14 protein-coding genes are annotated in these 26,334 nt (G+C 44.7%); 7 read left to right on the top strand and 7 right to left on the bottom strand.

The window, feature by feature from the left end; genetic code table 11:
* Positions 1 to 68 precede the first annotated feature (68 nt).
* On the bottom strand, positions 69 to 509 hold the full coding sequence (locus tag ACVW0P_RS21330) for a MarR family winged helix-turn-helix transcriptional regulator (RefSeq protein ID WP_354428521.1): 441 nt from the start codon (positions 507 to 509) through the stop codon (positions 69 to 71).
* A 163-nt stretch (positions 510 to 672) separates the two neighbouring features.
* The gene (gene ggt, locus ACVW0P_RS21325; protein ID WP_457133854.1) at positions 673 to 2,370 is read right to left on the bottom strand and encodes a gamma-glutamyltransferase; all 1,698 of its coding nucleotides are present in this window, start codon (positions 2,368 to 2,370) and stop codon (positions 673 to 675) included.
* Positions 2,371 to 2,604: 234 nt separating this feature from the next.
* Between ggt and ACVW0P_RS21320 the strand changes: the two genes are divergently transcribed.
* Complete coding sequence (locus tag ACVW0P_RS21320; protein WP_457133853.1) at positions 2,605 to 3,099, top strand: hypothetical protein; 495 nt, start codon at positions 2,605 to 2,607, stop codon at positions 3,097 to 3,099.
* Between the two features lie 55 nt (positions 3,100 to 3,154).
* Here ACVW0P_RS21320 and ACVW0P_RS21315 read toward each other — a convergent pair whose 3' ends face one another.
* A complete protein-coding gene (locus ACVW0P_RS21315) occupies positions 3,155 to 6,943 on the bottom strand; it encodes a S8 family serine peptidase (RefSeq protein WP_457133852.1) in 3,789 nt (1,262 codons plus the stop codon).
* Between the two features lie 494 nt (positions 6,944 to 7,437).
* On the opposite strand from ACVW0P_RS21315, the gene ACVW0P_RS21310 reads away from it, so the two are divergent.
* From ACVW0P_RS21310 to ACVW0P_RS21295, 4 genes are all read left to right on the top strand, one after another.
* Positions 7,438 to 11,319, top strand: coding sequence for a T9SS type A sorting domain-containing protein (locus ACVW0P_RS21310; RefSeq protein ID WP_457133851.1), 3,882 nt, complete (start codon positions 7,438 to 7,440; stop codon positions 11,317 to 11,319).
* Positions 11,320 to 11,345: 26 nt separating this feature from the next.
* The gene (locus tag ACVW0P_RS21305) at positions 11,346 to 11,543 is read left to right on the top strand and encodes a hypothetical protein (protein WP_354428513.1); all 198 of its coding nucleotides are present in this window, start codon (positions 11,346 to 11,348) and stop codon (positions 11,541 to 11,543) included.
* Between the two features lie 205 nt (positions 11,544 to 11,748).
* Positions 11,749 to 18,729, top strand: a complete 6,981-nt coding sequence (locus tag ACVW0P_RS21300; protein WP_457133850.1) for a DUF2341 domain-containing protein — start codon at positions 11,749 to 11,751, stop codon at positions 18,727 to 18,729.
* 22 nt (positions 18,730 to 18,751) lie between these two features.
* A complete protein-coding gene (locus tag ACVW0P_RS21295) occupies positions 18,752 to 18,946 on the top strand; it encodes a hypothetical protein (protein WP_457133849.1) in 195 nt (64 codons plus the stop codon).
* Between the two features lie 332 nt (positions 18,947 to 19,278).
* On the opposite strand, the gene ACVW0P_RS21290 is transcribed toward ACVW0P_RS21295, so the two are convergent.
* Positions 19,279 to 19,911 carry a DUF4136 domain-containing protein gene (locus ACVW0P_RS21290; RefSeq protein WP_457133848.1) on the bottom strand — a complete coding sequence of 211 codons (633 nt, stop codon included), beginning with the start codon at positions 19,909 to 19,911 and terminating at the stop codon, positions 19,279 to 19,281.
* A 172-nt stretch (positions 19,912 to 20,083) separates the two neighbouring features.
* The gene (locus ACVW0P_RS21285; protein ID WP_457133847.1) at positions 20,084 to 21,733 is read right to left on the bottom strand and encodes an NAD+ synthase; all 1,650 of its coding nucleotides are present in this window, start codon (positions 21,731 to 21,733) and stop codon (positions 20,084 to 20,086) included.
* Between the two features lie 165 nt (positions 21,734 to 21,898).
* Between ACVW0P_RS21285 and gldB the strand changes: the two genes are divergently transcribed.
* Positions 21,899 to 22,924: a gliding motility lipoprotein GldB gene (gene gldB, locus ACVW0P_RS21280; protein ID WP_457133846.1), complete on the top strand. Its 1,026-nt coding sequence runs from the start codon at positions 21,899 to 21,901 to the stop codon at positions 22,922 to 22,924.
* 15 nt (positions 22,925 to 22,939) lie between these two features.
* Here the strand turns inward: gldB and ACVW0P_RS21275 are convergent, their stop codons facing one another.
* Both ACVW0P_RS21275 and ACVW0P_RS21270 read right to left on the bottom strand, forming a co-directional pair.
* Positions 22,940 to 23,509 (bottom strand): dihydrofolate reductase family protein, encoded by a 570-nt coding sequence (locus tag ACVW0P_RS21275; RefSeq protein WP_457133845.1) that lies wholly within the window; start codon positions 23,507 to 23,509, stop codon positions 22,940 to 22,942.
* A gap of 696 nt (positions 23,510 to 24,205) precedes the next feature.
* Positions 24,206 to 25,690, bottom strand: coding sequence for an alpha-amylase (locus tag ACVW0P_RS21270; RefSeq protein ID WP_457133844.1), 1,485 nt, complete (start codon positions 25,688 to 25,690; stop codon positions 24,206 to 24,208).
* Positions 25,691 to 26,010: 320 nt separating this feature from the next.
* Between ACVW0P_RS21270 and ACVW0P_RS21265 the strand changes: the two genes are divergently transcribed.
* The gene (locus ACVW0P_RS21265) at positions 26,011 to 26,223 is read left to right on the top strand and encodes a YtxH domain-containing protein (protein ID WP_354428502.1); all 213 of its coding nucleotides are present in this window, start codon (positions 26,011 to 26,013) and stop codon (positions 26,221 to 26,223) included.
* Positions 26,224 to 26,334 lie beyond the last annotated feature (111 nt).

Raw genomic sequence — 26,334 nt, 5'->3', positions numbered from 1 at the left:
ATTGTTTTATATGGCAATTACAGCAGCTTAACACTTTTTAACACTTAGCGGTTGCTAAATGCTAACGTTCAGGGTTTGTAATTAAGTGTAAGCTGGTTGATTTTTTTAAGCATATCTGTTAAATACTGCTTATCTGCATCGCTTATATGGGCGTTTAGGTAGTTATTAAACTGTTTTACAACGTTTTTGGCAAGCTGGCGTTTCTCTTTGCCCAGGTCGGTTAAATATATTTTTACAGATCGCTTGTCGCCTTTATTTGATTCGCGGTAGATAAGGCCCGTTTGCTCCAGTTGGTTTAGCATCCGCGATAAACTGGTAGACTTTAGCCCCAGCAGCGCCGCCGCCTGCGATACCGTTGTACCTTCTTCTTCAATATTTATAAGCAGGTAACCTATAGATTGTGTAATACCAAATTCGGTAACTAACTGGTTGTACCGGTTAGCAACGGTTTGCCAAACGATCTTTAAAAAGTAATCAATTGTTTCCTGGTGTTTTACACTGCTTCTCATAACTGGACAAACATAAGATTTTTAGTTGATTGGTAAGCGGGGAATGAATAGTTCATGGTTCTTAGATGATAGTTCATGGTGGCAACAATTACACACCGTTTATAAATTATTAACCGTAATTACTGTTTTGCTATGATCTATAAACCATCAACTATCAATCAAATTAATACCCCAACGCTGTATCATCCCCTCTTGGGTCGGCACCGCCGTGATAGCCGGTTTTGGTTTTCAAAATGGCATCCACACGGCCAATTGCACCCTGGTTGGTTAGCTTATACCCTTTTCTTTGGAGTTTGGTCTTTACAGTATCACTTAAGGCACCGGCCTCGCTTTCGATCTCATCCGGCAGCCACTGGTGATGAAAACGCTTTGCAGCCACCGCTTGTTGCATATCCATATCAAATTCTATCACATTTAATACCGTTTGGAAAACCGACGTAATAATGGTCGAGCCGCCCGGCGTGCCAACCACCATACACAATTTTCCATTTTTTTCAACGATTGTAGGCGTCATGCTGGATAACATACGTTTACCCGGTTGGATGCTATTGGCCTTGCCCCCAATTAAACCGTACATATTTGGCACGCCCGGTTTCGAACTAAAATCATCCATCTCATTGTTTAGCAAAAAGCCCGCGCCTGCCACAAATATTTTGGAGCCGAATGTATCGTTCAAAGTGGTGGTAATAGAAACAGCGTTGCCATCCTTGTCTACGATTGAATAATGGGTGGTTTGGTCGCTTTCGTAGCCTATAAAGGTACCGGGTTGTATACTGGTGCTGGGTGTAGCGGCATCCCAGTTAAAGTTTTGCATTCGGCCGGCAATATATTTCGGCGCAAGCAGGCTATCTACAGGTACCTTAAAAAAATCAGGGTCGCCAAGGTATTTAGAGCGGTCGGCATATACGCGGCGCTCTGCCTCAGTAATTAATTGTACCGTGCTATCGCTGTTGAAACCGTAACGGTGTAATGGATATTTCTCTACCGACCGCAGCAATTGTAACAGTGCTACCCCACCGCTTGATGGCGGCGGCATAGTAATGATCTTGTAACCTTTATATTTCCCCGTAACCGGTTTGCGCCATACCGAATGATAATTCTTTAGGTCAGCTTTGGTGAATAGGCCTTTGCCGGCCTTCATTTCGGCAACAATCAGATCGGCTACCGGCCCTTCGTAAAAACCGGCGCGGCCTTTATCGCGTATGGCGGCCAGTGTTTTGCCAAGATCTTCCTGTATCAGTATGTCCCCTTCTTTATAACCACCTTCTTTAATGAGGTAATTTTTACCGGGATTTAGTTTCCTGAACTCAGTCTCGGTACGGGTAATATCTGATGCCAGGCGCTTAGTCATTTTAAACCCTTTGAAAGCCAAATTTATAGCCGGCTGCACTAAGGTTGTCCATTTTAACCTGCCATATTTTTTATGTGCCTGCACCATGCCATCTACCGCGCCTGGTACACCCGATGCCTCGTGAGTGTATAAACTCATATCGGGTATCACGTTTCCGGCTGCATCAAGGTACATGTCTGCGTTTGCCTTTGCGGGTGCCATCTCCCTGAAGTCGAGTGTTTTTGAGGCACCTTTTGCCGGGCGATACACCATAAATCCGCCGCCGCCAATGTTGCCGGCCTGTGGGTGGGTAACCGCCAGCGCAAACTGCACTGCTATAGCCGCATCAATCGCGTTTCCACCTTTTTTTAATACATCAAGCCCGGCTTTAGCTGCATCGGGATAGGCGCAAACAACCATCCCATTTTTGTATTTGGGGTTAATAGGCGGCTGGTCCTGCGCATAAGCGACTTGACCAAATAATATAATAATTACGATTAATTTAAAAGATGACTGCGACCGGAAGCTCATATATGCAGATGTAAATATTTGGCAATTTAACCCATTTAAACCCACATTTGCAACGCTTGCAGGTTCAATATTATCAATTTGTAAATCAACAGCATAATCAATAAAGCCTTTTTAAATTTCTTAAAAAGAACACAAAAAGCCATTTTCGCCGTTTATTACGCAAAAGCAAAAATTTACATCAGGTGGCAAAGCTTTAAATTTCAGGCAAAACACCCACCTAAATAACTACCTTTTATGAAAAAATTTACTCTCATCGCAGTATTGTTTACTTCGTTTTTATTGTTCAGCAAAACTTCGCAAGCGCAAGATTATAACACTGCCGTTGGTTTAAAATTTGGCGGTTACGAAAACGGCATTTCAGTTAAATATTTCATGAACAGCACCGCCGCAATTGAAGGCGTGCTTGGCCTCCGCAACCATGGTGCGGTGTTAACAGGGTTATATGAATTACATCAACCTGCATTTAACACGCCGCTACTAAAATTTTATTATGGTTTTGGCGCGCACGTTGGCTCGGTAGGTAAAGGTGTTTACAAACGCTTTGGCAGTGACGATAACATTTACAACGACAGCCATATTTTACTTGGTGCCGATGGTGTGTTGGGTTTAGAATACAAATTGAAGGAGTCGCCAATAGCCTTCAGCCTTGACCTTAACCCACGCCTTGAGATAGCTACCGGCCCTTTCTTTGACCTTGCGCCGGGCCTGGGACTAAAGTACACGTTTTAAGCATCCCTTACCATTATAACAACAAAGCCTGTGCAGATTGCATAGGCTTTGTTGTTTACTTCACAATAATTATCTTTTTCGAATACACTTTATCGCTTAGGTTTAGCTTGAGCAGATAAGTACCCGGTAGCCTGTCGGTAGTGTTTACTACCGTACTGTAATTACCTGCTGCACCTACTTTTTGCGTGGCTTGGTAAACTATTTGCCCTGCAGTGTTCAGCAATGAAATGCTGAGATTACCTGCAGCCCTGGCCTCAAACACCACATTAAAATAAGTTGTTGCCGGCACCGGGAACACACTTAAGCCAATATCTGTACCCCTATCCGGGTTTTTGGCTACAATGGCATAGGTGAATTTATCAGACATTGCCACGCAACCATTATCGAGCGTAACTTGTACCTGGTAATTACCACTTACCAACGGCGTGTAGGTGGCGCCGGTAGCGCCTGCTATCAGTTCATCGTTCAACAGCCATTGGTTGCCTGTAGTTATGTTAGATGCTAACACATCCCCGGTTTGGGTGATCGTCGGTTTTGTAATAGTTACAGGCACACGTATTACCGAGGCACAGCCGGGGCTGCGCACCTGCATATCATACAGGTAATAGTAAAAGCTTTTATAGTATGTTGTGTCTATTTCGCTGGTGCCGGATACTGCCTCGTTACCGGTAATACTAAATATATTACCAATAGTGAATGGATAACCCGTTACCCCGCCGTTGTTACGATAAATAGTCGCGTTGTTTTCGTAAGATGGCGTTATGGTGTAGGCACCGGCTTCCGGCAGTGTTAGGTTAAGGTTATACACCTTTCCCTGGTCGGCAGGATCATCCGGCTGCACACCTGCCGCGGCGGTGGTGCGTGTTGCCGTAACATTTAGTGTAACGGTTGATACCACCTCGCCATTAACATTGGTAGCCGTAAATATTACCCGGCCAGGGTTGCCAACAAACAAGCGGGCGCTCTCTATAACAACAGGTACTTTCGTGTTTATTTTGATGCCGGGCGTAAACTGGTTGTAGCCGCCCGCGCCAAATACATTTTTGTTGGCAGGGCCAACCTTACCGCTAAAATCATTAAGCCCGGCGTAAAAAGTATTGTTAACAGGCGCTGCCGTAACACTTGCCGGCGAACCGTACCCTACCGGGATGGCATCAGTAAGTGACTTATACCAGAACAGTTCGCCATCGCCATTGCCCGATAATAAATACGATTTGGTATTAGTACAGAAATAGGCCAATAAATTGCTAACCCCGGGCGAGAAGCCGATGCTAATGTTTCCTGTAGTTTTATTGTTAGACACAAGCGCGTCGCCGGTTAGTTTAGTTTCGGCAGTTACCGTGTAAGTGGCACCCGGCGTAGTGTTAAATTTACCGCTCAGGGTAAAATCCGTTTCCTCTTCGGGGTTTAGCGTGCCGGTGAATGTTTCAGTAAAAGTATTAACCGTATTGCTATTAACCGAAACCACTACCGTAACCGGGATATTGCTGATGCCCGCGCTGCCATAGTTTTTAAGCCTTACCGTAACGGCTAAGGCCTGCGCACAGGTAACCCCGGCATCAGAATTTACTATCGCGATGGCACCCGCGTCAATAGCAGGTTTTAAAAATTGCACGCGGTAATCCTGGGTCTCGCCTTTAGCATACGTGCCGCATGCAGTAATGGTTGACGCCGCGTTGGTTTCGTTCAATACAATGCGCAACAGGCTTATATTGCCAGGCGACACCGTGGCAGGAACCGCGATATTGCCACTAATAGTGCCTGTAGCATTTACAATAGTTGTTGTGGCCGCCAGTTCATCAGCATCAAAAACCCCGTTACCATTCCAGTCTATAAATATTTTGGCGGCTTTGTTAAAGTTAGCCCCGCAGGTGCCCAATGAGATGCTAAACGGATAAGTTTTTCCGGCTTCTAACTGGATGGAAAGCGCAGTATTATCGGTAAAGGAAATGCATCCCGCCGGCGCGGTATAATTAATGTTAGATAGAGAGAAACTGTTAACCTTAGCATCGGCAGTTGATGTTGGGGCCGACGCGCAATACGGGTTACCACCTGCACCGGTTACGATAACAGAGTACGCCTGGCTGCCGGACCTAAGCGTGCCCTTGTGCGAAATGGTGATGGTGTATTCTTTCCCGGGTACGGCGTTGGCAATATAAACCTGCTCCAGGTTATCCCTAATGTTATCACCCTTTGTGGCTGGTGCCGATGGGTTATCGGGCGTTAATACCCATGGTGTGTATGTGGTAGCTTCGTCGGCTATGCGCAGGTCAAGGTCGTTTACCAGTTTTGGGGTGCGGTCGTTTATTGTTGTTCCTGCTGTAGGGGTACCTTCGGGGTCGGTCCATGAGATGCTAACCGCCAACGGCCCTACGCCTGAAGCTGTCACTTTAAAGGTGCGGGTTTGTCCCTGCGTTAACGTCGCTTCGTTCAGGATGCTTTTGGTGCCGTTATCGGTAATGGCTTGCGCGGCTTTGGTCATATCCAGCAAACCCCAGCCGTAAATATAATCGGGGCCAACGTTGCCGGCGTCAAACGCGGTGTGGCAAGCCAAACCTTTTAAGGTAGCGGCGCGCATAAAATTACCCCTATTTTTTTGCGCGTAGTACTCCTGCAACAGGTATAACGAGCCTGTAACATTTGGCGCCGCCATTGAAGTACCCGACAAGGTTAAGTAAGAACTTGTGCCCTGCACACCTGTAGATAATACCTGTTCGCCATCGCCAACAAGATCCGGTTTAATACGGCCATCATCTGTTGGCCCCCAACTGCTAAAGAACGATACGGCAACGTCGGTACGGTTTACCGGCCCGTTTGGCAGCGGTCCAACCGAACCTACCGTTAATATATTTTTAGCGTTACCTGTTGTAGTGATAATATCGTAGCCATTATTACTGCTGATAGTTGCCGGCCTTGGCCCTTTATTTACAAAAGTTGGGTTAGTGCGGCTACTGAACCCGTAATATGTTGAGCCCACAGCAGGCCCATTGCTGGACCTGCTGTTACCTGCCGATTCTACAATTAAATAGTACGGCGCGTTGTAGGCTACCTGATCGAACGATTGCACGCGCGAGTCATAGAACCCAAAGTTGTAATCTTCGTTATCGCCGGGCAGGCCGTACCATTCCCAGCGTGCATCACTACTGTTATAATCCCAGCCGCCTACGTCACCGTAAGAATGGTTAGAAAGTAGCAAACCTGTTGCCGCCGCGCTCATTTCAGAAACATCGTTATCAAAATCCCAGGCAGACAGCGTGGCTGCGCCAAAGCTCATTCCCTTTGCAGGGGCGTACACACCCTTTGCTATCATGGTACCGGCCACGTGGGTAGAGTGATCAAGGATGGCGGTATTATCTTTGGCCGTAATGGTTTTACCTTCAAACTCGCGATGGGCCTGGTAAACTTGCCCCCCATCCCAAATACCCAGTTTGTTATTTAAAAATGCGCTGCTGCCACTTAAATCTAAACCTAAAGCGCCACCCGGCTGCACGGTATTTGTACCCGTTGTTGCTGCCGCGATTGTATTATTATGTGTTATCAAATATACGGGGAAGCCGTGGCTGTTGATACCCTCCAACGCAACCAGGTTGCCCGCTTTGGTAGTACGGCGGATAGTCCATCCATTTGCGGGGGCTAATGAAAGTGCCTTTTGATACCCGGTTGTGAAGCTTTCTCGCGAGCGGACAGACAGGGCATCCAGCCGCTGTTTTTTGTCGGCATCTACAGGTATTTGCCGCTGTGCAACAGCCGGGGCCAAACAGCTAAATAAAAGGATGTTAAATAACAGTGCCGCGTAAAATTTTCCCATAAAGTTCAAAGCCGTAGTATTTACAAGTTTCCGCATTTAGCGCCGTATTAAAAAATATTGGGGATTGATAATTGCATTAATTTATTAATGCAATTATAAGACGACAATTTGCAGCTGTTAAACCTCTATTTGCGCGTAAATAGAAGTTTATCATCCATTTACGACATTCTAAAGGTGTATTTTTTTACCCGTTTTGGGAATTTTATTGCGCACTATTTGAGTTAATTGAATTAAAACATATTTTTTAATTCAAAATCCGTGGGGCTAAATATCACGCACCTAATGTCATGTCGAATTTTATAGCAATAATAGGCTGATTTTATTGGTCTTGCATTGTTTTTGCAATGCGCAAGTGTTGATTAATTAAAACCTAAACTTTGAAAAAACATTTACTTAATTATATTTTAATTATAGGTTGCCTTACGCTCAGTTTTCAAAAAACTGTAGGACAAGTTGTTTTTACCTCCCTTCCTGGTAATTCTTCTACATATACTAAAGGTGCAGGAAGTAGTGTTGTATACGGGTTTAGTATGCGCGTACCCGCAGGCGGAAGTTTTTCTGGCGGTGTTTTAAATATAGGTGTAACGCAAGGTTTGAATGGTTTTGTAGGTAACCCCGCTTCCATAGCACGTGTAGCAAGCGCTGATCCTACATTGGCTCAAAATGCGGGCACGATTTTAAATTCCTATTCAGTTAGCGTTAATGGCGGCCCGGGGAACAACGCTTTCTCCGTTACAAGTTGGCCCGCTTTCACAGGTGGCACTAACGGCACTACATACTATTTTTATCTTATCTTAAATTATAATTCCATTAATAATACGCCACAACCAACCGGCTACCAATTTTATTTACCTACCAGCGGGTCGCCGGGGATTACACAAAATACTTACAGCGGTGGAATAACGGTTAACAATACCAATTCGCAAACATATAATTTCTCGGCTCAAATAGATTGGATAGGTGCATCGGGTACAGCTAATAATAACTGGAATAACAGTGCTAATTGGTCGCCGGCTACTGTACCAGGCACAACCGACCTGGCAAGGATCGGCGTAGTTGCTTTCACCAAACAACCTGTAGTTACAGCAACAACTCAAGTCGGGTCAGTTACCTTCGGCACACTAAAAAGCAGTTTAACGGGTACGCCCGATAAAATACTTACTGTAAATGGCTCTCAAACCTTAACCGTAAACGGTGACATTAACCAAATTTCCGGAACAAACGTCAGTATTACATCGATAGTTGCGGGCACTGGCACTATCACTTGTGCAGGTAACTTTAATATAGGTTCAACAACGCAACCATCTGCTGCAGCCAACAACCTTGTAAACATTAGCAGCCAGATCAATCAATTTAATATTTTAGGTAATATTCTTTTAATTTCGCAGGGAAACGGAGGTAATGGTATAAACTATCCAGCCTTTACTTTAGATGCAAATAAAGTTACTTTAACGGGCCAGGTTTCGTTCAGCGCATTAAACAGCCCAACCTTCGGCGGTTTAAACAACGCGGCCTACCAAGGTATAGGAATATTTAAAACAGACCCCGGTACTTCTGCAACCACTTTAGAGTTATTAAATGCCAATGCAATTGCAACACCTATACCTACAGGCTTTTATGTAGATTTTACTGATAATGGCACGGGCAATGGCTATACTATATATAATAAACCTTCTGGTACCCAAACAATTTATACATCTACTACCACCGGTATAGGTTTAAATGCATTTAACTATGATAACCTTACCTTAAGTGGTGCAAGCAGCAAAATATCGGGCGGTGGCACATTAACAATTGGAAATAGCTTTGTAAGCAGTGGCGGCGCAGTGGATCTAAACACCAATAACCCGGATATTACAGTTGGTAACAGTTGGACCAACACGGCGAACGTAACCCAGGGCTCGGGTGATATTACATTGGCAAATTCATTACAAAACAATGCCGGTGCATTTCAATTGGGTGCAGGGAATTTAACAACAACTGTTATACAAAATAACGCCGGGACGATTAGCGGCGGTGCAGGCCCGGGTGTAGTTACCGTTACAAATATATTTCAAAACCAGGGTGGCGCTTATATCTGTAACGGAGAGGACCTTATAATAACCGGCACTACTTATACAAATAGTGCGGCATCCACATTTACTGCAGGCACAGGTACAGTGTTTTTTAGTTCCGGAACCGCACAGTCATTATCTGATGTTACAACAAGTGGCACAACATTTAATAAAGTCACATTTCAGGGCAATGGAACAAAAACCATGTCGGGTAGTGGTGGGTTTGGTGTTTCGTCAACCGGCCTGCTAACCGTGAGCGCCGGGTCGTTAGCTGCCGGGGGTGTTTTAACATTGAGATCTGATGAGGATGGGGCAGCAACAGTAGCATCTATGCCTACGGCGGCATCTGTAACAGGTACAGTAAAAGTAGAACGCTTTTTATCAGGAAGCCCAACAAGCCTTGCGCGAAGGGGGTATCGCTTAATGTCGTCACCTGTGTACGCTGCTACAGTGTCGGGCGCTAATGTATATGATCTAAATTATCTTAAAAACTCTTCGATAGTTACCGGTATAGGCGGGTCGGGCAATGGCTTTACTACAGGCACAAGCACAACAGCAAATGCCAGTATTTATCTTTTCAGAGAAGATCTGGTGCCAAATAACAGTTCGTTCGCAGCAGGTAATTTTAAAGGGATAACACAGTTAAATAAAACTCCCGCATACAATTTTGGCATTAATGCATTAAGCACTTTAACAAACACCAACGATGCTTCTACCTATTTGCCGGTAGGCAATGGGTTCATGTTCTTTTTTAGGGGTAACAGCACATTAAACACTACAGCACAAACCGGCACTAAAACCACCTCGCCCTATGACTATCCTGAAGATGTAACATTTACACAATCAGGAACGCTTAATCGTGGTACTATAGTAGTAAGGCCCTGGTCAATCGGCGGCACTGCGCTCCTATATTCAACAGGAATCGCAAATAACGTCCCACACAGTGACGTAAGAGGTTATAACCTGGTAGGCAACCCCTATGCGGCAACCATTAACTGGGAAAAATTTAATCGTAATGGTATAAATTCGTCTATTTACGGTGGAAACGCTGCCGGTACTGTACCTATTAATACCACCATTTGGCAATTCAATTCAACAACCAAACAATACGCCTCTTATCAGCCAAAAGCTACCGTAACTGCTGCTGATACCACTTTAAATACTGTTATACCTACAGGCGCTGTTTCGAGCGACGGGGTTGTCAGCAATTTGATCTCAAGCGGGCAGGGATTTTTTGTCATTGCAAACGCGCCCGGTCAAACGTTAACTTTCCGCGAGTCGGCTAAAGTTACTTCACAGGCACCCGCGGCAAGTGTTGTAACGCTAATGGGCACATCGCTGCCACGATCTGGCAACGGAGGGATAAACGGCTTTATGCGCTTAAAATTAATAAAGGATAATATTAATACGGATGCAGTTGCACTGGTATTAAACAGCACTAACGACGCGAATTATAAGAACACAGAGGATGCTGTAGACCTTGGCGGTAATGGTGCACAGGTAAGCATATCTGCCTACTCGGCAGATGACATAGGCTTAAGTATAAACAGGTTACCATTACCTAAATTGAACCCGGAGATAGTACCTGTTTCAGTAGATGCTAATACAAACGGTTTATTTTCCTTAAAAATAGAAGCATTAAGCGGCTTGCCATCTATTTACCAGGTTTGGTTGATGGATAGCTATAAAAAAGATTCGCTTGATATGCGCGCGCATGACACCTACAATTTCAACATTGACAGAGCTATTGCCGAAACTTTTGGTAAGGCACGTTTTACCTTAGTTATACGCCAAAACCCCGAGCTCGCTTTAAAACTGCTGGATTTTACGGGCACTAAAGTAACCGCCGGTGTTAAGCTTAACTGGGTAGCGGAGAATGAAGGCAACTACACCAACTATTCGGTTGAACGCAGTATCGATAATGGCAATACATTTGAAATTGTAGGCGGGCTACACGCCACCGGTGATGGAAAATATAATATTACAGACGCTAAACCAGTAAAAGGCCTAAATCAATACCGCCTTAAGCAGGATGATATTAACGGTACAATTACGTACTCTAAAGTTGTTGACATGATGTATGCTGATGTTGAAGGCATAACTATTAAAACGTTTAACGTGTATCCTAACCCGGTTAGCAATACGGTAAACGTGAGCATTATAAACCCTGCAACTACGGCAACCACTTATAACATCAAAATATCTGACGGTAGCGGGTCGTTAATTAAAAACGCGGTATCAACGCAGGCAACCTGGCAGGCAAATGTGGGTAACCTTTTACCGGGCACCTATTTTGTACAGGTAGTTAATAACATAACCAAGGCCGTTATAGGTAATGGTAAATTTATAAAATTGTAATAAGCGTTGCTATAAGATAAGTGATAATGATAAAAAAGATATTCGCCCTGTTTTTGCTACTGACAATAAGTACCATTTCTTTTGCACAAATAACCAACCCATGTGGTGGTACCGATGATGACGATGTATGCCCTTTAGATACCTGGGTTTACGTTTTGGTTGTTGCTGCCGTAATTTACGGCGCTTATAAAATGAACCAAAAACAAAAAAGCGTTTCGTTATAGGTCAAAAAAGCCGCCCTTGGCTTTCTTATAAAAACATTTCAACAACTTTTAATTAATTAACATACTTTTGTTAACTTTAATTAAATTAGTTTTTGGTTAATTAATAAAACCAACCTTTCATGTAATTCGTTCGTATAAATGACAGTTGTAAGGGCACCTAATACAATCCTTAAAATTGTATTCCGCGCCATAATACCCCTGTAATTTGAAAACACGTTTACATAACCTCATCACTACGGCAGTACTGTTACTTGCTGGTACGCAATTGTTTGCGCAGGCCCCTGCTGTTACTTATACTACTCCTCAAAATTTAACAGTAGGCACTGGTGTTACCATAACCCCAAGCAACAGCGGCGGCGCGGTCACCACAAACCCGGCTTATACAGTAACTACCTTTGCAGGCCAGGTGGGGGCAGGTAGCGCTGACAATACAGGCCCACTTGCAAGTTTCAACAACCCTGTAGGAATTGCACGGGACGCCTCCGGAAACCTTTATATAGCGGATCCAAATAACAACAAGATCAGAAAAATAACCACGGCGGGCGTGGTAACTACTTTTGCAGGCAGCGGTGCGGCAGGAGCGGCCGACGGTACGGGCACAGGCGCTACTTTCAACGCACCTTTTGATATTACCATTGTCCCATCGGGCAATTTATATGTGGCCGACTATAGCAATAATAGTATCAGGAAAATAACCCCTGCGGGTGTAGTAACTACTTTTGCAACTGTTACCGCGCCGGCGGGCATTTTATACAACTCGGTAACAGGCACGTTATTCGCCAGCAGTTATACCACTCATACTATTTTACAAATCTCGGCTACGGGTACGGTAACTACTTTTGCGGGCAGCGGTACGCAAGGTGCTAATAATGCCACGGGAACAGCCGCTACGTTTTTTAACCCTGTCGGCATAACTGATGATGGTAACGGCTTTATATTTGTAGCCGACCAGGGGAACAACCTGATCAGAAAGATAACCGCGGGTGGTATAGTAAGCACCTATGCCGGCAGCGGTGTAGCAGGCTCTGCCGATGGTATAGGTACAGCAGCCACATTCAATCGGCCATCAGGTATTTCCATTGCAAACGGCAACATTTATGTAGGGGATGTAAGCAACAACAAAATAAGAATGATAACGATGCCCGGCACTGTAGTTACCACTATAGCGGGCACAGGTACTGCCGGGGCGGGCAATGGCACCGGGGCCACTGCTACTTTTAACGGGCCATGGGGTATTCAGGCAGATGGAACAGGCAATTTATATATAGCTGACAGGTATAGTAACCAGATCAGAAAACTTGCACCTACCAGTGGCTATACGGTAAACACCCCTTTACCAACCGGGTTAAGCCTTAATAACGTTACCGGCGTAATAAGCGGTACCCCAACAGTAGTTACAGCCGCTGCAAACTATATTGTTACGGCCACAAACCCTAACGGTACCAACAGTACCACCATTAACATATCTGTGGCAAACAGTTTAAGCACGCCTATTGATAATAACCCTGCTGCAAATACAGCCAATTCATATTCAGCCATAGGTACAACTACCGGGGTTACCGCTTTTTCTACCATAAACGGCAATATCGCGCTTAACGCGCCTGTAACCGTATCGTCTTTAGAAGCAGGAGCCACCTACCCTGGTTCGGCCGCGGTAGATGGTGCCATCACCGGCGCGCGCTGGTCAAGCGCGTTTTCAGATCCTCAATCCATCATCATTGACCTTGGTAACACTTACACAGTTAGCCAGGTTACATTATACTGGGAAGCAGCGTATGGTAAAGCCTACTCGATAGATATCTCCGCCACAAACGGTTTCGGCGCCGGCACCTATACTACCCTATATAGTACCACCAACGGGGATGGAAATATAGATGACTTAACCGGCCTGTCCGGCACGGGCAGGTATATCAGGATGTATGGTACGCAACGTGCCATAGCGGCCGGTTACTCATTATTTGAATTCCAGGTGTACGGCACAACGGCTATAACTTACGCGCTTACGACTAATCCAAGCTCCTACTTTGCTATTAATTCAACAACAGGCGTTGTAACATTAGCTTCTGCGACGGTACCTGCAGGTGCATACACTATAGGCGTTACCTCTACCGCTACGGGCCTTGGCCAAACTTCAAGCCCCGCCAGCTTTGCCGTTAATATTGCTACTGCAACCCCCACAATAAGCGGCAGTAGCGCGGGATGCGGCGCCGGTTCGGTAACACTTACCGCTGCAGGTGGCCAGCCCACAGGCGGTGTTTATAACTGGTATGGCACAGCCACCGGCAACGCTGTATTAGCTACCGGAACTACATTCGCCCCTATTACCAGCGGTAGCTACTATGTAGATTATACCTCAGGCGGCGTAACCAGCGGCAGAAGCACAGCTAAAATAGTAACCATTAATCCTATAGTATCGTCTCCAATAGCCGCCGCCGTTCTTTCTTATCCGTTAGATGGTAATACCAATGACGTATCTGGCAACCAAAATAATGGCGTGGGCCAAAATACGCCGGCATTTACAGCAAACAGGTATACGGCAACACCCGGCGCATATAGTGCTAACGGCTCAACACAATATATCACCAGTACAACACCTTTTGTTAACCCTCAAACTTTCTCGTTAAGCCTTTGGTTTAACACAAATACGCCATCGGGCGGTAAGCTCATCGGGTTTTCATCGCAGCAAGCAGGCGGCGGCCAGCGCGACAGGCAGATCTACATGAATAATGCAGGCCAACTTTATTTTGGCGTGTATAACGGCGCTACCAACACGGTTAATACAGCGGGCTCTTATAACGATGGTAACTGGCACCATGTGGTAGGTACCTTTTCGCCAACCAACGGTATAAAATTATACGTAGATAACGTTTTACAGGCGGCAAATGCTACTTACACAGCCGCAGAAACCTATACCGGTTACTGGAGCATCGGCGGCAATACGTTAACAGGTTGGCCATCTATACCTACCAGCGCTTTTTTTGCAGGTAGCATTGATGATGTAGCTGTATACAGTACAGAGTTATCGGTAGCAACTGTTACAACATCTAACGATAATTATCAAATAGGTGCATATGGCCCCATTTGTGTTGGCAGCCCTTTAACCCTTTATTCTCCAATAATTACAGGCGCCACTTACAGCTGGACAGACCCTAACGGTGCTGTTTTAGCAGGAACAAGCAACAGCACTACATTTGCCGCCGCGATAGCGGGCACCTATACGCTTACTGTAACAAACGGCCCGGGTGGCTGTTCATCTACAGCAAATTATACCCCAACATTAAACGCGCTGCCTGCAGCAACCATTACAGGGCCAACTACTGTAGCAACCGCCACAGCCGCGGCTTTTAGTACAACCCCTGTTGCCGGCGTTACCTATGCATGGACAACAGATGGCGGTACGCCTGCTACCGGTACAGGTACCGCTATTAGTGTAACTTGGGCTACGGCCGGGCTTAAAAAAGTGACACTTACGGCAACAAACACCAATGGCTGTAGCGTATCTACCACGCAAACCATAGCGGTTACAAAAACAGTTGCATCCGGTAATTATGTCTTTAGTCAGCCTATTACAGTAGCCGCACTTGGTAATACAGCAACACTCGCCAATTTCCCGATGCTTGTGTATATAAAAGAAGATGCCCTAAAATCCGGGATTAATTGCGCAAACAATGTTCAATTCCCAACGGGTTTATCTGCTACCAACGGTTACGATTTTGCATTTACCACCAATGGCGGTACAGACGAGCTTTTTTACCAGGTAGAAAGCTTTGATGCAACCAACGGAATTTTAACGGCATGGGTACAAGTGCCCTCCGTAACGTCGGCAGCTACACAGCTTTCATTCTATTTTGGATCTACTGCGCCTGCGCATGATGCCAGTTTTGCTTACGGTACCTGGAGCAGCGATTACCTGGCGGTTTACCATTTTAACGAGGGTAGCGGTACGGTATTGGATGCAACAACCAACCAGCGGTCGGCCACGGCAACAAATGCTACAAGCACAACAAGTGGTAAAATATCTTCGGCGTATGCTTTTAATGGTACAAGCACCAAAATCATATCTGCAACTGCTGCAGATGCCACCGGCAATTTTACGCTATCCGGCTGGGCATTTGTTACAGATTTTGCAACCAGTTCCGATCAAAAAATAGTAACAAATGAAAGCAGCTACGCAAGCGGCGGTTATAAACTTGGATACTATGGCTCAACTACTACCAATGTTAAAACTGAAGTGGAAACACGCTCATATTCTGGGGCTGCCGCTTTAAACAGGGGCGAAGCGGGTGGTACTATAGTTACAACCGGCCAATGGCATTATGTACAAGGTGTATATAACGGCACAAACTTTATTACTTATTTTGATGGTGTATCTGACAGAGGCGCCACTACCGGCGTGGCTGCAGGCACGGGTGGCCCTATTTATATAGGATCAGACTTTGCATCCGCCAACTTCTTTAAGGGTACAATGGATGAGATAAGGGTATCTAATGTTGCGAAACCGGCAGACTGGATAAAGGCCGAATATAACAATCAAAATAACTACTTAACCTACACAACAACCAATACGGCAATTACAGCTACGTCTGCAGCCGCAGTATCTGCAATAGGCGGTGGTATACCTTTCGCGTGGAAAACCACAGCTACCACTACCGATCCTGCCACTGCCGCCAACTGGACTTCATCGTCAGGCAGCATACCGTCGGTAGCTGTGCTTGCACCTCCACTTGATGGTACTGTAACACTTACTATCCCTAATACCACTTCAAATATCTATCCTAAATTAAGGGCTAATGCTATTATATCCGGTCTTACGCTTTCAGGAAATACCGCAACCTTAGATCTTAATGGTTTTAATTTAAGCATCGGGTGTAATATTTACAACAGCAACGGCGGTCAAATTACCAGTACAAACGGTGCATCGGGGTTATCATGGACGGGAGCTGTTGCATCGCAAACCTACACGGGTTCGGCTACAGCAAATACAGCTAAACTTGGCAACATGACCATCAATAACTCGGTTAGCGGCACAGTTACTGTAAGCGGCGGCCCGATAGATATTTACACCTCGCTTAACTTTACAAAAGGCAATCTTACGATAGCTCCTACTACAACGCTTACACTAAAGTCCGACGCTACCGCTACTGCTTATGTTGCTGCTGTACCAACCGCATCAACCCTAACCGGCCTGGTTAGTGCAGAACGTTATGTATCCGGCAGCCCTACCAGTTTGGCACGAAGGGGTTACCGTTTAATGTCGTCTCCGGTTTATGCGGCTACCGTAGCGGGCAATAACGTTTACGACCTTAATTTTCTTAAAGCATCCTCAATAGTTACCGGTGTAAACGGTGCTACAAACGGCTTTACAGCAGGTACAAGCGCCACGGCAAATGCCAGTGTCTACTTGTTCAGGGAAGATCTTGTACCGGGTAACACAACCTTTGCCTCGGGCAATTTTAAAGGCATTACGCAATTAAATAACTCGCCGGTGTACAACTATGGTATCAACGCGGTAAATACGTTAACAAATACAAACGACTCGCAAACCTATTTGCCGGTTGGTAATGGCTTCTTGTTCTTTTTTAGGGGCAATAACACATTAAACACCGCAGCACAAACCGGCACAAAAACCACATCTCCTTATGATTATCCTGAAAACGTTACCTTTACACAAACAGGTACATTAAACCGGGGTACGGTTGTAGTAAGGCCGTGGGCAAGCGGCAGTAATGTACTTTTGTATTCAACAACCATCGCAAATAACGTTGCCCCTAATAACATAAGGGGATATAACCTGGTTGGTAACCCTTACGCGGCAACCATAAACTGGGAGAAATTTAACCGCAATGGTGTAAACTCATCCATCTATGGTGGTACTACACCTGCAGGCACGCCTATTTCGACTACCATTTACCAGTTCAATTCAACCAGTAAACAATACGCATCTTATATTCCAAAAGCTACGGTAGGTTCGGTGGCCGATACAACATCAACCATTAACACTGGTGCAACATTTTCAAGCGATGGTGTGGTTAGTAATATGATATCAAGCGGGCAGGGTTTCTTTGTAATAGCTAACGCGTCAGGCCAAACTTTAACCTTCCGCGAATCGGCCAAAACTACTACACAGGCAGCTGCGGCAAACGTTATAACGCTTATGAGCACCTCTTTACCACCATCCGGCGACCAGTCGGAAGCTTCGATGAGGATAAAACTTGTAAAGGATGATGTAAATACCGATGCTTTCTCCATAGTATTAAACAACAATACCGATACAAAATATGTGCTTAATGAAGATGCCATAGACCTTGGTGGCAATGGCGCCCAGGTTAGTTTAACGGCCTATTCTTCAGATGATGTGCCATTAAGTATCAACAGGTTACCATTACCAAAACTACAACCGCAGGTAATACCTGTTTTGGTTGATGCTACAACCGATGGTTTATACAGCCTAAAGCTGCAAGACCTTAATGGCCTGCCATCTATTTACCAGGTTTGGCTGATGGATAACTTTAAGAAAGATTCGCTTGATCTGCGTGCGCATAACACGTATAACTTTAACATTCTAAAAGGGACGCCCGAGAGTTTTGGTAAAGAAAGGTTTAAAATTGTTGTCCGCCAGAATGCCGAGCTTGCCCTAAGGTTGCTTGACTTTAACGGCATTAAAGTAACCGGGGGTAATAAACTGGCGTGGACAGTAGAGAATGAGGCCAACTACACCAACTTTACAGTTGAGCGCAGTACTGACGGCGGCAAAACGTTTGAAGTGATAGGAGGCTTGCTTTCCACAGGTAAGGGCACGTACACTTTAATTGATAAAAACCCGCCGAAAGGCACAACCCAATATCGTTTAAAACAAGACGACATCAACGGCGCCATCAGTTACTCTGAAATAGTTACGCTGATGTACGCCAATACAAATGGCCTTACCGATAGGTTATTTAACATATACCCTAACCCGGTTATTAATATGGTTAACGTAGCAATTACAGACCCTGAACAAAAGCAGGAGGCTACCTATACCATTAAAATAAGCAACGGAAGCGGTATAATTGTCAGAACCACAAAATCGGCAAAAGCAAGCTGGCAAGACAATGTAGGCAACCTTTACCCGGGTACTTATTTTGTACAGGTGATAAACAACAGCACCAAAAAAGTGATAGGTACCGGAAAATTCGTAAAATTGTAATCTCAAAAGATAAGTGCAACAGATGAAAAAGATTTTAGCGTTACTTACGCTTCTAATTATACATACCGCATCATACGCCCAAATTACTAACCCCTGCGGCGGCTTAGATGAAGACGATGTATGCCCTTTAGATACATGGGTATATGTATTAGTATTTGCCTTTATGATGTTTGGCGCTTACAAAATGTACCAAAAGCAAAAGGCTTTAACCGTTTAAAGGTCGTTTTGAGACGAATTTGTAGCACATAACGTAAGCCTTTTCTGCGCGCTGTGAAGTAATTTTGAACTTGTTTGGCGGCCCCGCAGCTATTGTTTAATCCCTAATAATTAAACGAAATCGTGCGCTTGGCAGCCCGTATTTCAGATAAACAAAAATACTCACACAAAGTACTGACAGTACTTTGTCAGTACCACACAAAAATTAACAACCTGATTATCAACATGTTCACGAAAAACAAACGCTGTTCAAACCGTGAACGTGAACAACATTAACCATAAAAAAGGGGGATGCAGCTTGCATCCCCCTTTTTTATGGTCTTGGTACACGGATTATGATTTGCGCATTGGTGGCGCTAATTCTAGTTGTTTTATAATACCTTCAACCACCTTAGGGATATCCCGCATGGTTTGTTTAGGGTTTTGCAATTCGCCAACGCCGTAACCGCGCCATACCACCTGCTGTGTCTTGCTGTCTATCAGGTCGATGATGATGGTACCTTCTTTATAGTGTACCTTTTGCGAGTAACCGCCGCCCCAGCCGCCGTAACCCCAAGGCCCACCCCAGCCGCCGTAACCAAATCCCCAAGGGCGATAGAAGCCACCATAACCGAAGCCAAAGCCACCACCATAAAAACCGCCGTAGTACGGCGAGTAAAATTCAGTTTTGCTTCCACGGCCGGTAACCGTTAAGTAACGCACTAACAGATCCGGGTTTTGATCTTGGAGCGACAGGCCTTTACCTACCAGCGCCTGCCTTGTTGCCTCCTGGATCTTACCGCGGCCAATTTCGTCGAGCGGGCGCCATTGCTTGTTTGGGTTTTGTTGCGTTGCAGCCCAGGCAAATGTTTTGTAAGATGATAAGTTGGTTTTGTTTTGGGCCGCAGTATAGTAATTATAACTGCTGCAAGCCGATAGCAGCGATACGAAAGCCACCGTCAGCGTTAAATAGATATATTTTTTCATAGCCTTACCAGTAATTTATGTGTATTAGACTAATAAGCACGCAAAGGTTTAATCGGTTTTACCCTAAATAAAATTATTTTTACGGTGACCGACGATGCTTTGCGTTTCTTACCTGCAGGTAAAAATACTCATCTGCAATTTGCAATCATAATACGCTGTAACAGAAAATATATTATGTAAGATATTTACCAACTATCGGCATACGCCTGCCCATCCCAAATGCCTTTGGCGATACGCGGAGTATTGGCGGGGTTTGGTAGCGTTTGTGTTCGGCCAGGTTCACCAGCCGCAGCACTTTATGCACTACTGCATCTTCAAACCCCTGTTTGATGATCTCGACAGATGACCTGCGGTGTTCCACATATTGTTCTAATATGGCATCAAGTATATCGTACTCGGGCAGCGAGTCGGTGTCTTTTTGATCCGGCCTTAACTCTGCAGATGGTGGTTTAACAATGGTATTTTCAGGGATTATCTCGCGGTCGCGGTTTATGTGGCGGGCCAGCTGGAAAACCTGTGTTTTAAATACATCGCCAATAACAGATATACCACCGCACATGTCGCCATAAAGCGTACCATAACCCACGGCAGCCTCGCTTTTGTTGGATGTATTGAGCAAAATATAGCCAAACTTATTGCACATGGCCATCAACACCACCGCCCTACTGCGCGATTGGATATTCTCTTCTGCAATGTTAAATGGCAGGTTATTAAACTGCGGGTGCAACGAACTTTCGAACGCGTCTGTTATCTTCTCGATAGCGATGGTCTCTGATTTACAACCCAGGTTGGCAACCAAGTCTTCCGCGTCTTTCAACGAGTGGTCGCTGGAGAATTTGGATGGTAGCAATACAGCCATTACATTCTCGGCACCCAAAGCTTCGGCAGCCAGGGCACATACCACGGCAGAATCTATCCCGCCTGATAAGCCCAATATAGCCTGCTTAAAGCCTGATTTATAAAAGTAATCCCGGATGCCTAAAATAAGGCCCTGGTGAATTTGCTCAATATCGTTTGGACGCTTCGCTTTTTGGGTGGTTTGATGTTCAAAAGTGATGCTTGCATCATCATGCAAGGTATAATAAGCAATGCTCTCGGTAAAATAAGGCAACTCATCGGCTACCTCACCCTTGTTATCAAAAACTAAAGAGCCGCCGTCAAATATCAGTTCGGTTTGGGCCCCAACGTGGTTAACGTAGAATAACGGCAGGTTGTACCTGCGCGCATTGTCGCTTAGTATGGAAATACGCTCTTCATCGTGGTTATAAGCAAAAGGCGATGCCGCAATATTGATCATCACATCCGGCTTTTCCTGGATCAGTATATCCATTGGGCGGGTAACGTAAAGCGGGTTCTCAATGGTGTTCCACAGGTCCTCGCAAATGGTAAGCGCTATGCGCTTGCCCTTAAAATCTATACAGCTAAACTGGGTAGATGGTTCAAAGTAGCGGTACTCATCAAAAATATCGTAATTAGGTAGCAATGCTTTGTTAACCACAGCCTTCACCTCGGCGTTCTCTATAAAGTATGCCGAGTTATTCAGGTCTTTACCCTCGGGATTATTATTAGGGGTGGGCAAGCCGATGATACAGGCGATGCCGATACATTCTGTAGCAATTTTTTTGGCGGCATCATCGCACAGGCTTATAAATTCGTTAAACTCCAAAAAATCACGCGCGGGGTAGCCGCAAACACATAATTCGGCAAAAACCACCAGATCGGCGCCGTTTTGCTTTGCTTCGCGGATGCCGGCAATGATCTTATTTGTGTTAGATTCGAAGTTGCCTACGTGGTAATTAAGCTGTGCTAATGCTATCTTCATAATAATTGGTGAATGGTGAGCAGTTCATCGGTGAATGGTTGTTAAGCTTATAATGAATTGAGCCATTCACTAATCGCTACTTAACTACTCTCCGATCCTCCCTAATGCAAATAAAAAAATTATTTTTGCTAAAACGCTATTATGATGTCTAATTCATGTAAAACAATGCTTATTTACACAAGTTTTTTATTGTGCCTGGCTTTTACAGCTTGTAAGCGCAACAAAAAGATCGATGTAAGCAATATACCTGTTGATGTTAAAATTGAACGCTTCGATAAGGATTTTGACCTGTTGCGTACAAAACCCCTTGCCTTGCAGGTAACTGCCCTGCAAAGCAAATACGGGATGTTTTACCAGGATTTTATTGAACGCGTTTTAAAGATAGGTAGTACCGCCGATACAAACTATTACAAAAACTTGCGCGATGTATTTGCCGGTAAGGCATACGCCGATCTGAAACATGATGTTGATGCCGCCTACCCCAATACCGATAAGCAGGATGCAGAACTAACGGATGCCTTCCGGAGGGTAAAATATTATTACCCGCAAAAAAAGCTACCAAAAGTTTACGCATACTTTTCAGGTTTTCAAGCGCAAACAACTATAGGCGATGGTTACCTGGGTGTCGGGTTGGATCTTTTTTTGGGTGCCGATTCTAAATTTTATCCGGCTTTGGTAGAAAGCTTCCCACACTACCTTTCGCGCAGGTTTACGCCGGATAACGTTACGCCAAGGGTTGTAGAGATCACGGCACGCGAGGAAATGTTCCCCGAGGACGACCGCGACCAATCACTACTTTCAAAAATGGTATATAATGGCAAGATCCTGTACTTTATGGATCAGACCATGCCGGATCTGGCCGATTCTACCAAGATAGGTTATACCGCGAAACAGTTAAAATGGTGCGAGGACTTTAAAGGCAACATCTGGGGATTTTTCCTGGAGGAGAACCTGTTGTATGAAACCGATTTCCAGAAGATCCAAAAATACCTTAACGAGGCGCCCTTCACCCCCGGCCTTGGCGAAAAAAATGAATCGGCACCAAAGCTTGGTGTTTGGACAGGCTGGCAAATTGTGAAACAGTATATGGATAAGCATCCCAACGTTACCCTGCAGCAGCTAATGATAGATAGGGATGCTCAAAAGATCCTGAACGAATCTAAATACCGGCCTAAAAACACCGGGGAATAAATGAATAATATTTGCTTATTGAGGCAGATACTTATTTAAAGTCTTCCCGCTTTTGTAAGCCGTCGAACTTTCCAGGTTCAAAATTTTGCGTTCTTTAAAAACCGAGAGGCCGGCGCCAATCGCCACCGGGTTACGGATGATGTAATATTCATCAATAAGGTTCAAGTCCACCAATGAAGTTACGAAATCGGCACCGCCATAAACCAATAGATCTTTACCTTGCTGTTGTTTTAGCGCATTAACTGCCGTAGCCAGGTCGCCGTTTTCTGTTTCCAAATTCCTGCCTCTGATGTTATTTTCTGTATGGCTAAAAACTATCTTACGCGTATTTACCATGGTTTGGGCGAAGGAATGCATTGGGCTGTCGGGCTGATTGTCTACTACATTTTCCCAATAATCAATAAACTCGCGGGTCATTTTGCGGCCCAGTAAAATAACGTCGCTGCTTTCGGCAATATCTATCACAGCCTTAAAACTATCCGGATCTGGCGTGGCACCCGGTAAAAATTGCCAGTCTAACTCGCCATTAGGCCCGGCTACAAAACCGTCGATGCTCATTTGTATCTGTAATTTTAACTTTCTCATATCGATGCTTAATAAATAGCTTTTGTTTATCACAAATATCGACAAATCCCTATATACTGATAAGGTATGAATACGACAAAACACAAGGCCGTTTGCGCTGTAAGCTTGCGATCAAAGTCTCACAATAAAAACTTAGCCCACAAAAAAAGCGCTACCGGTTCGGTAGCGCTTTTTTTATATTTTTAGTACGTACTTATTTCAAAATACCGAAAACTGCTCTAAGGCAAATAATGGAAGCGAACAATAATATGATGTTAGATACTAATGTAGCGTGTGGAAATTCTGCAAAACGTAAATATACCCCTACTAAACCGATCATTACTGTAATAACTAAAAATGTATAGTGACTTACTGAATTTGCGTTCTCTGTTGAATTTTGCATTTGCTTATTTATTTGCCACAAAAATATAAATGTTTCCCGAAAAACCGATAATCTTTTTTACGAATTAAACAGCCTTTTCTTTCTTGCTCCAGCCTTGTGGTAAGTTCTCTTCTATCTCTATGTTTTCAGACTCGGCGCTGGCGCGTGAGCCAACTACTTTTACCCATGCCGCCATTTTTGCAATGCCTTCTTCAAGGCTTACGTTTTTACTGTTGCCAAATACGCTTGCAGCTTTAGAGTGGTCGCTGTAGCTGCAAAAAAGCCGCGATACCTAACGGTATTGCGGCCTAAAAATAAGCTATTTTACTAAGCAATCAATTTTTTACTGCCCATACCGATACAGAGCCCGGGCAGACGAAAAATTCTGCCCAGCCATCATCACCAATGGTAATTTCTGCATCGTGCTTACCCAGGTAATCTACAAAGGTTTTGCCTGCGTGTCGCTGGCCTACCTCCATTTTTTTGTTACTTTCTTCGCCGTTTGAGATCACTATAGCGCAACCCGAGTTTTCGTGCTCGTCATCGCCTTCACGGGTCCAGCCTATGCAGTTAGGATGGTCAAAATAATCGCGCTGCCGGCCGTAGGCAATATGCTTGCGGATGTGAAGCAAGCTCTCCAACTCGGCAACCGGGGCAAGGATTATCTCATGGTCGTTACCGTCTTCGCCCTTATCCGTATAAGTAGATCCGTACAGGTCGGGGTAAAAAACGCATGGGTAACCACTTTCACGCAGTAAAATAAGCGCGTAGCCTATTGGTTTAAACCAAAAATCCACAGGTTGAGTTAACGATTGCAAGGGTTGGGTATCGTGGTTTTCTACAAGTGTTACAGCCTTATCCGGATTGGCCGCTACAAGCGAATTATTAAAGATAGTGGTCAGGTCATATTCCTTGCCCTGTACCGATGCCTCGTGTAAGTTATTATGCAAGGGCGCATCAAAAAGTGCCATGCGGCCAGCCGTAGCTTCGAGATACTCTTGTAAAAGGCTTACGTCATAACTCCAATACTCGCCAACCGTGAACAGTTCCTGGCCGGTTTCGTTGCGCATATAGTCCAGCCAGTCGTTATAAAAATCGAACGAGATATGTTTAATGGCATCCAGGCGCATACCGTTAAAGCCAACCGTGTCATAGTACCATTTACCCCAACGTTTAAGCTCGTCGCGCACGGCGGGGTTGCGGGTATCAATATCATCAAGCATTAAATAATCAAAGTTACCGTTCTCGGTGCCTACTACATCTTCCCAAGCCTCGCCGTATTGGTTTTGAATGCTGAAGATTGCGTTCTCGCCTGTTGCGCTATCGTTATCTACACCGCTAAAGCATTGCCAGTCCCACACAAATTGAGAGTGCTGCCCCTGCCTGCCCGGGAAAGTAAATTTAGTATATGCTTCTATCTCGTACGGCTCGCTTATAAACTCGTTACGGTTATCGGGGTTTACCTTACGCACGGTAAACTTTTCGGCTTCATCTGCGCCGCCCATGTGGTTTAGCACTACGTCAACATAAACATTTAAACCGGCTTCTTTTGCAGCATTTACTGCATCAAGTAATTGTTGTTTTGTACCGTATTTGGTACGTTCCGATCCTTTTTGGTCAAACTCGCCCAGGTCATAAATATCGTAAACATCATAGCCTACCGAGTAGCCACCCGCGGCGCCTTTTTGCGCCGGCGGTAACCATACGGCATCTATCCCTATACTTTTTAATCGCCCCGATTCATTCTTTAAATGCTCCCACAGGCTGCCGTCGCCGGGGTAATACCATTCAAAAAACTGCATCATTGTAAAATTTTCCATTCAGTGTAATTTATCATCGTACAACTTTACAGATGTGGTTTTGGTTTTGGGTAACCATAAAAAAGAAGTTGCAACACCTTAACCTACGGTTTTTTTGAACTAAAATCGGTCAAAATGTTCACGTTCACGGCCGTGACCACGCAAGGATATTTGTAAGGCCCTAATAATTAAACACTTCAGAAAATTCAACTACTGACAAAATGATGCCACCACGTTTATCAACTATTAAATATAGCTACCCGGATGTAACAACACCCCGCCTTTGGCATCATACTTGTAATTAAATCTTAAAACATACATTTACTTAAATTATAAATATCATGGGCTTATTAAAATTTATAGCGGTAGGTGCCGCCATTGGATACGGAATAAATTACGTCACTAAAAAAGGCCCTAACGGCCGCTCTATCCTTGATGATATTACCGAGGATGCGCCGGAATGGTTTGATAAAGCAAAAGCCTACGCTACCGAAAAAGTAGAGCAGGTAGTGCAGCAAGCCAAGCCAGATGCCGGGTACCAAGGCGGTCAATAATCGATCAACTAACATTATGAGTAGTCCTGAAATAGGTTGACTGTTTTTGATTACACAAACATTGATAAAAAAGCTCAAACATTCACCAAAGATGTTTGAGCTTTTTTGTTG

Source organism: Mucilaginibacter sp. UYNi724 (assembly GCF_054057495.1).
This window is presented reverse-complemented; position numbering and strand designations above follow the sequence as displayed.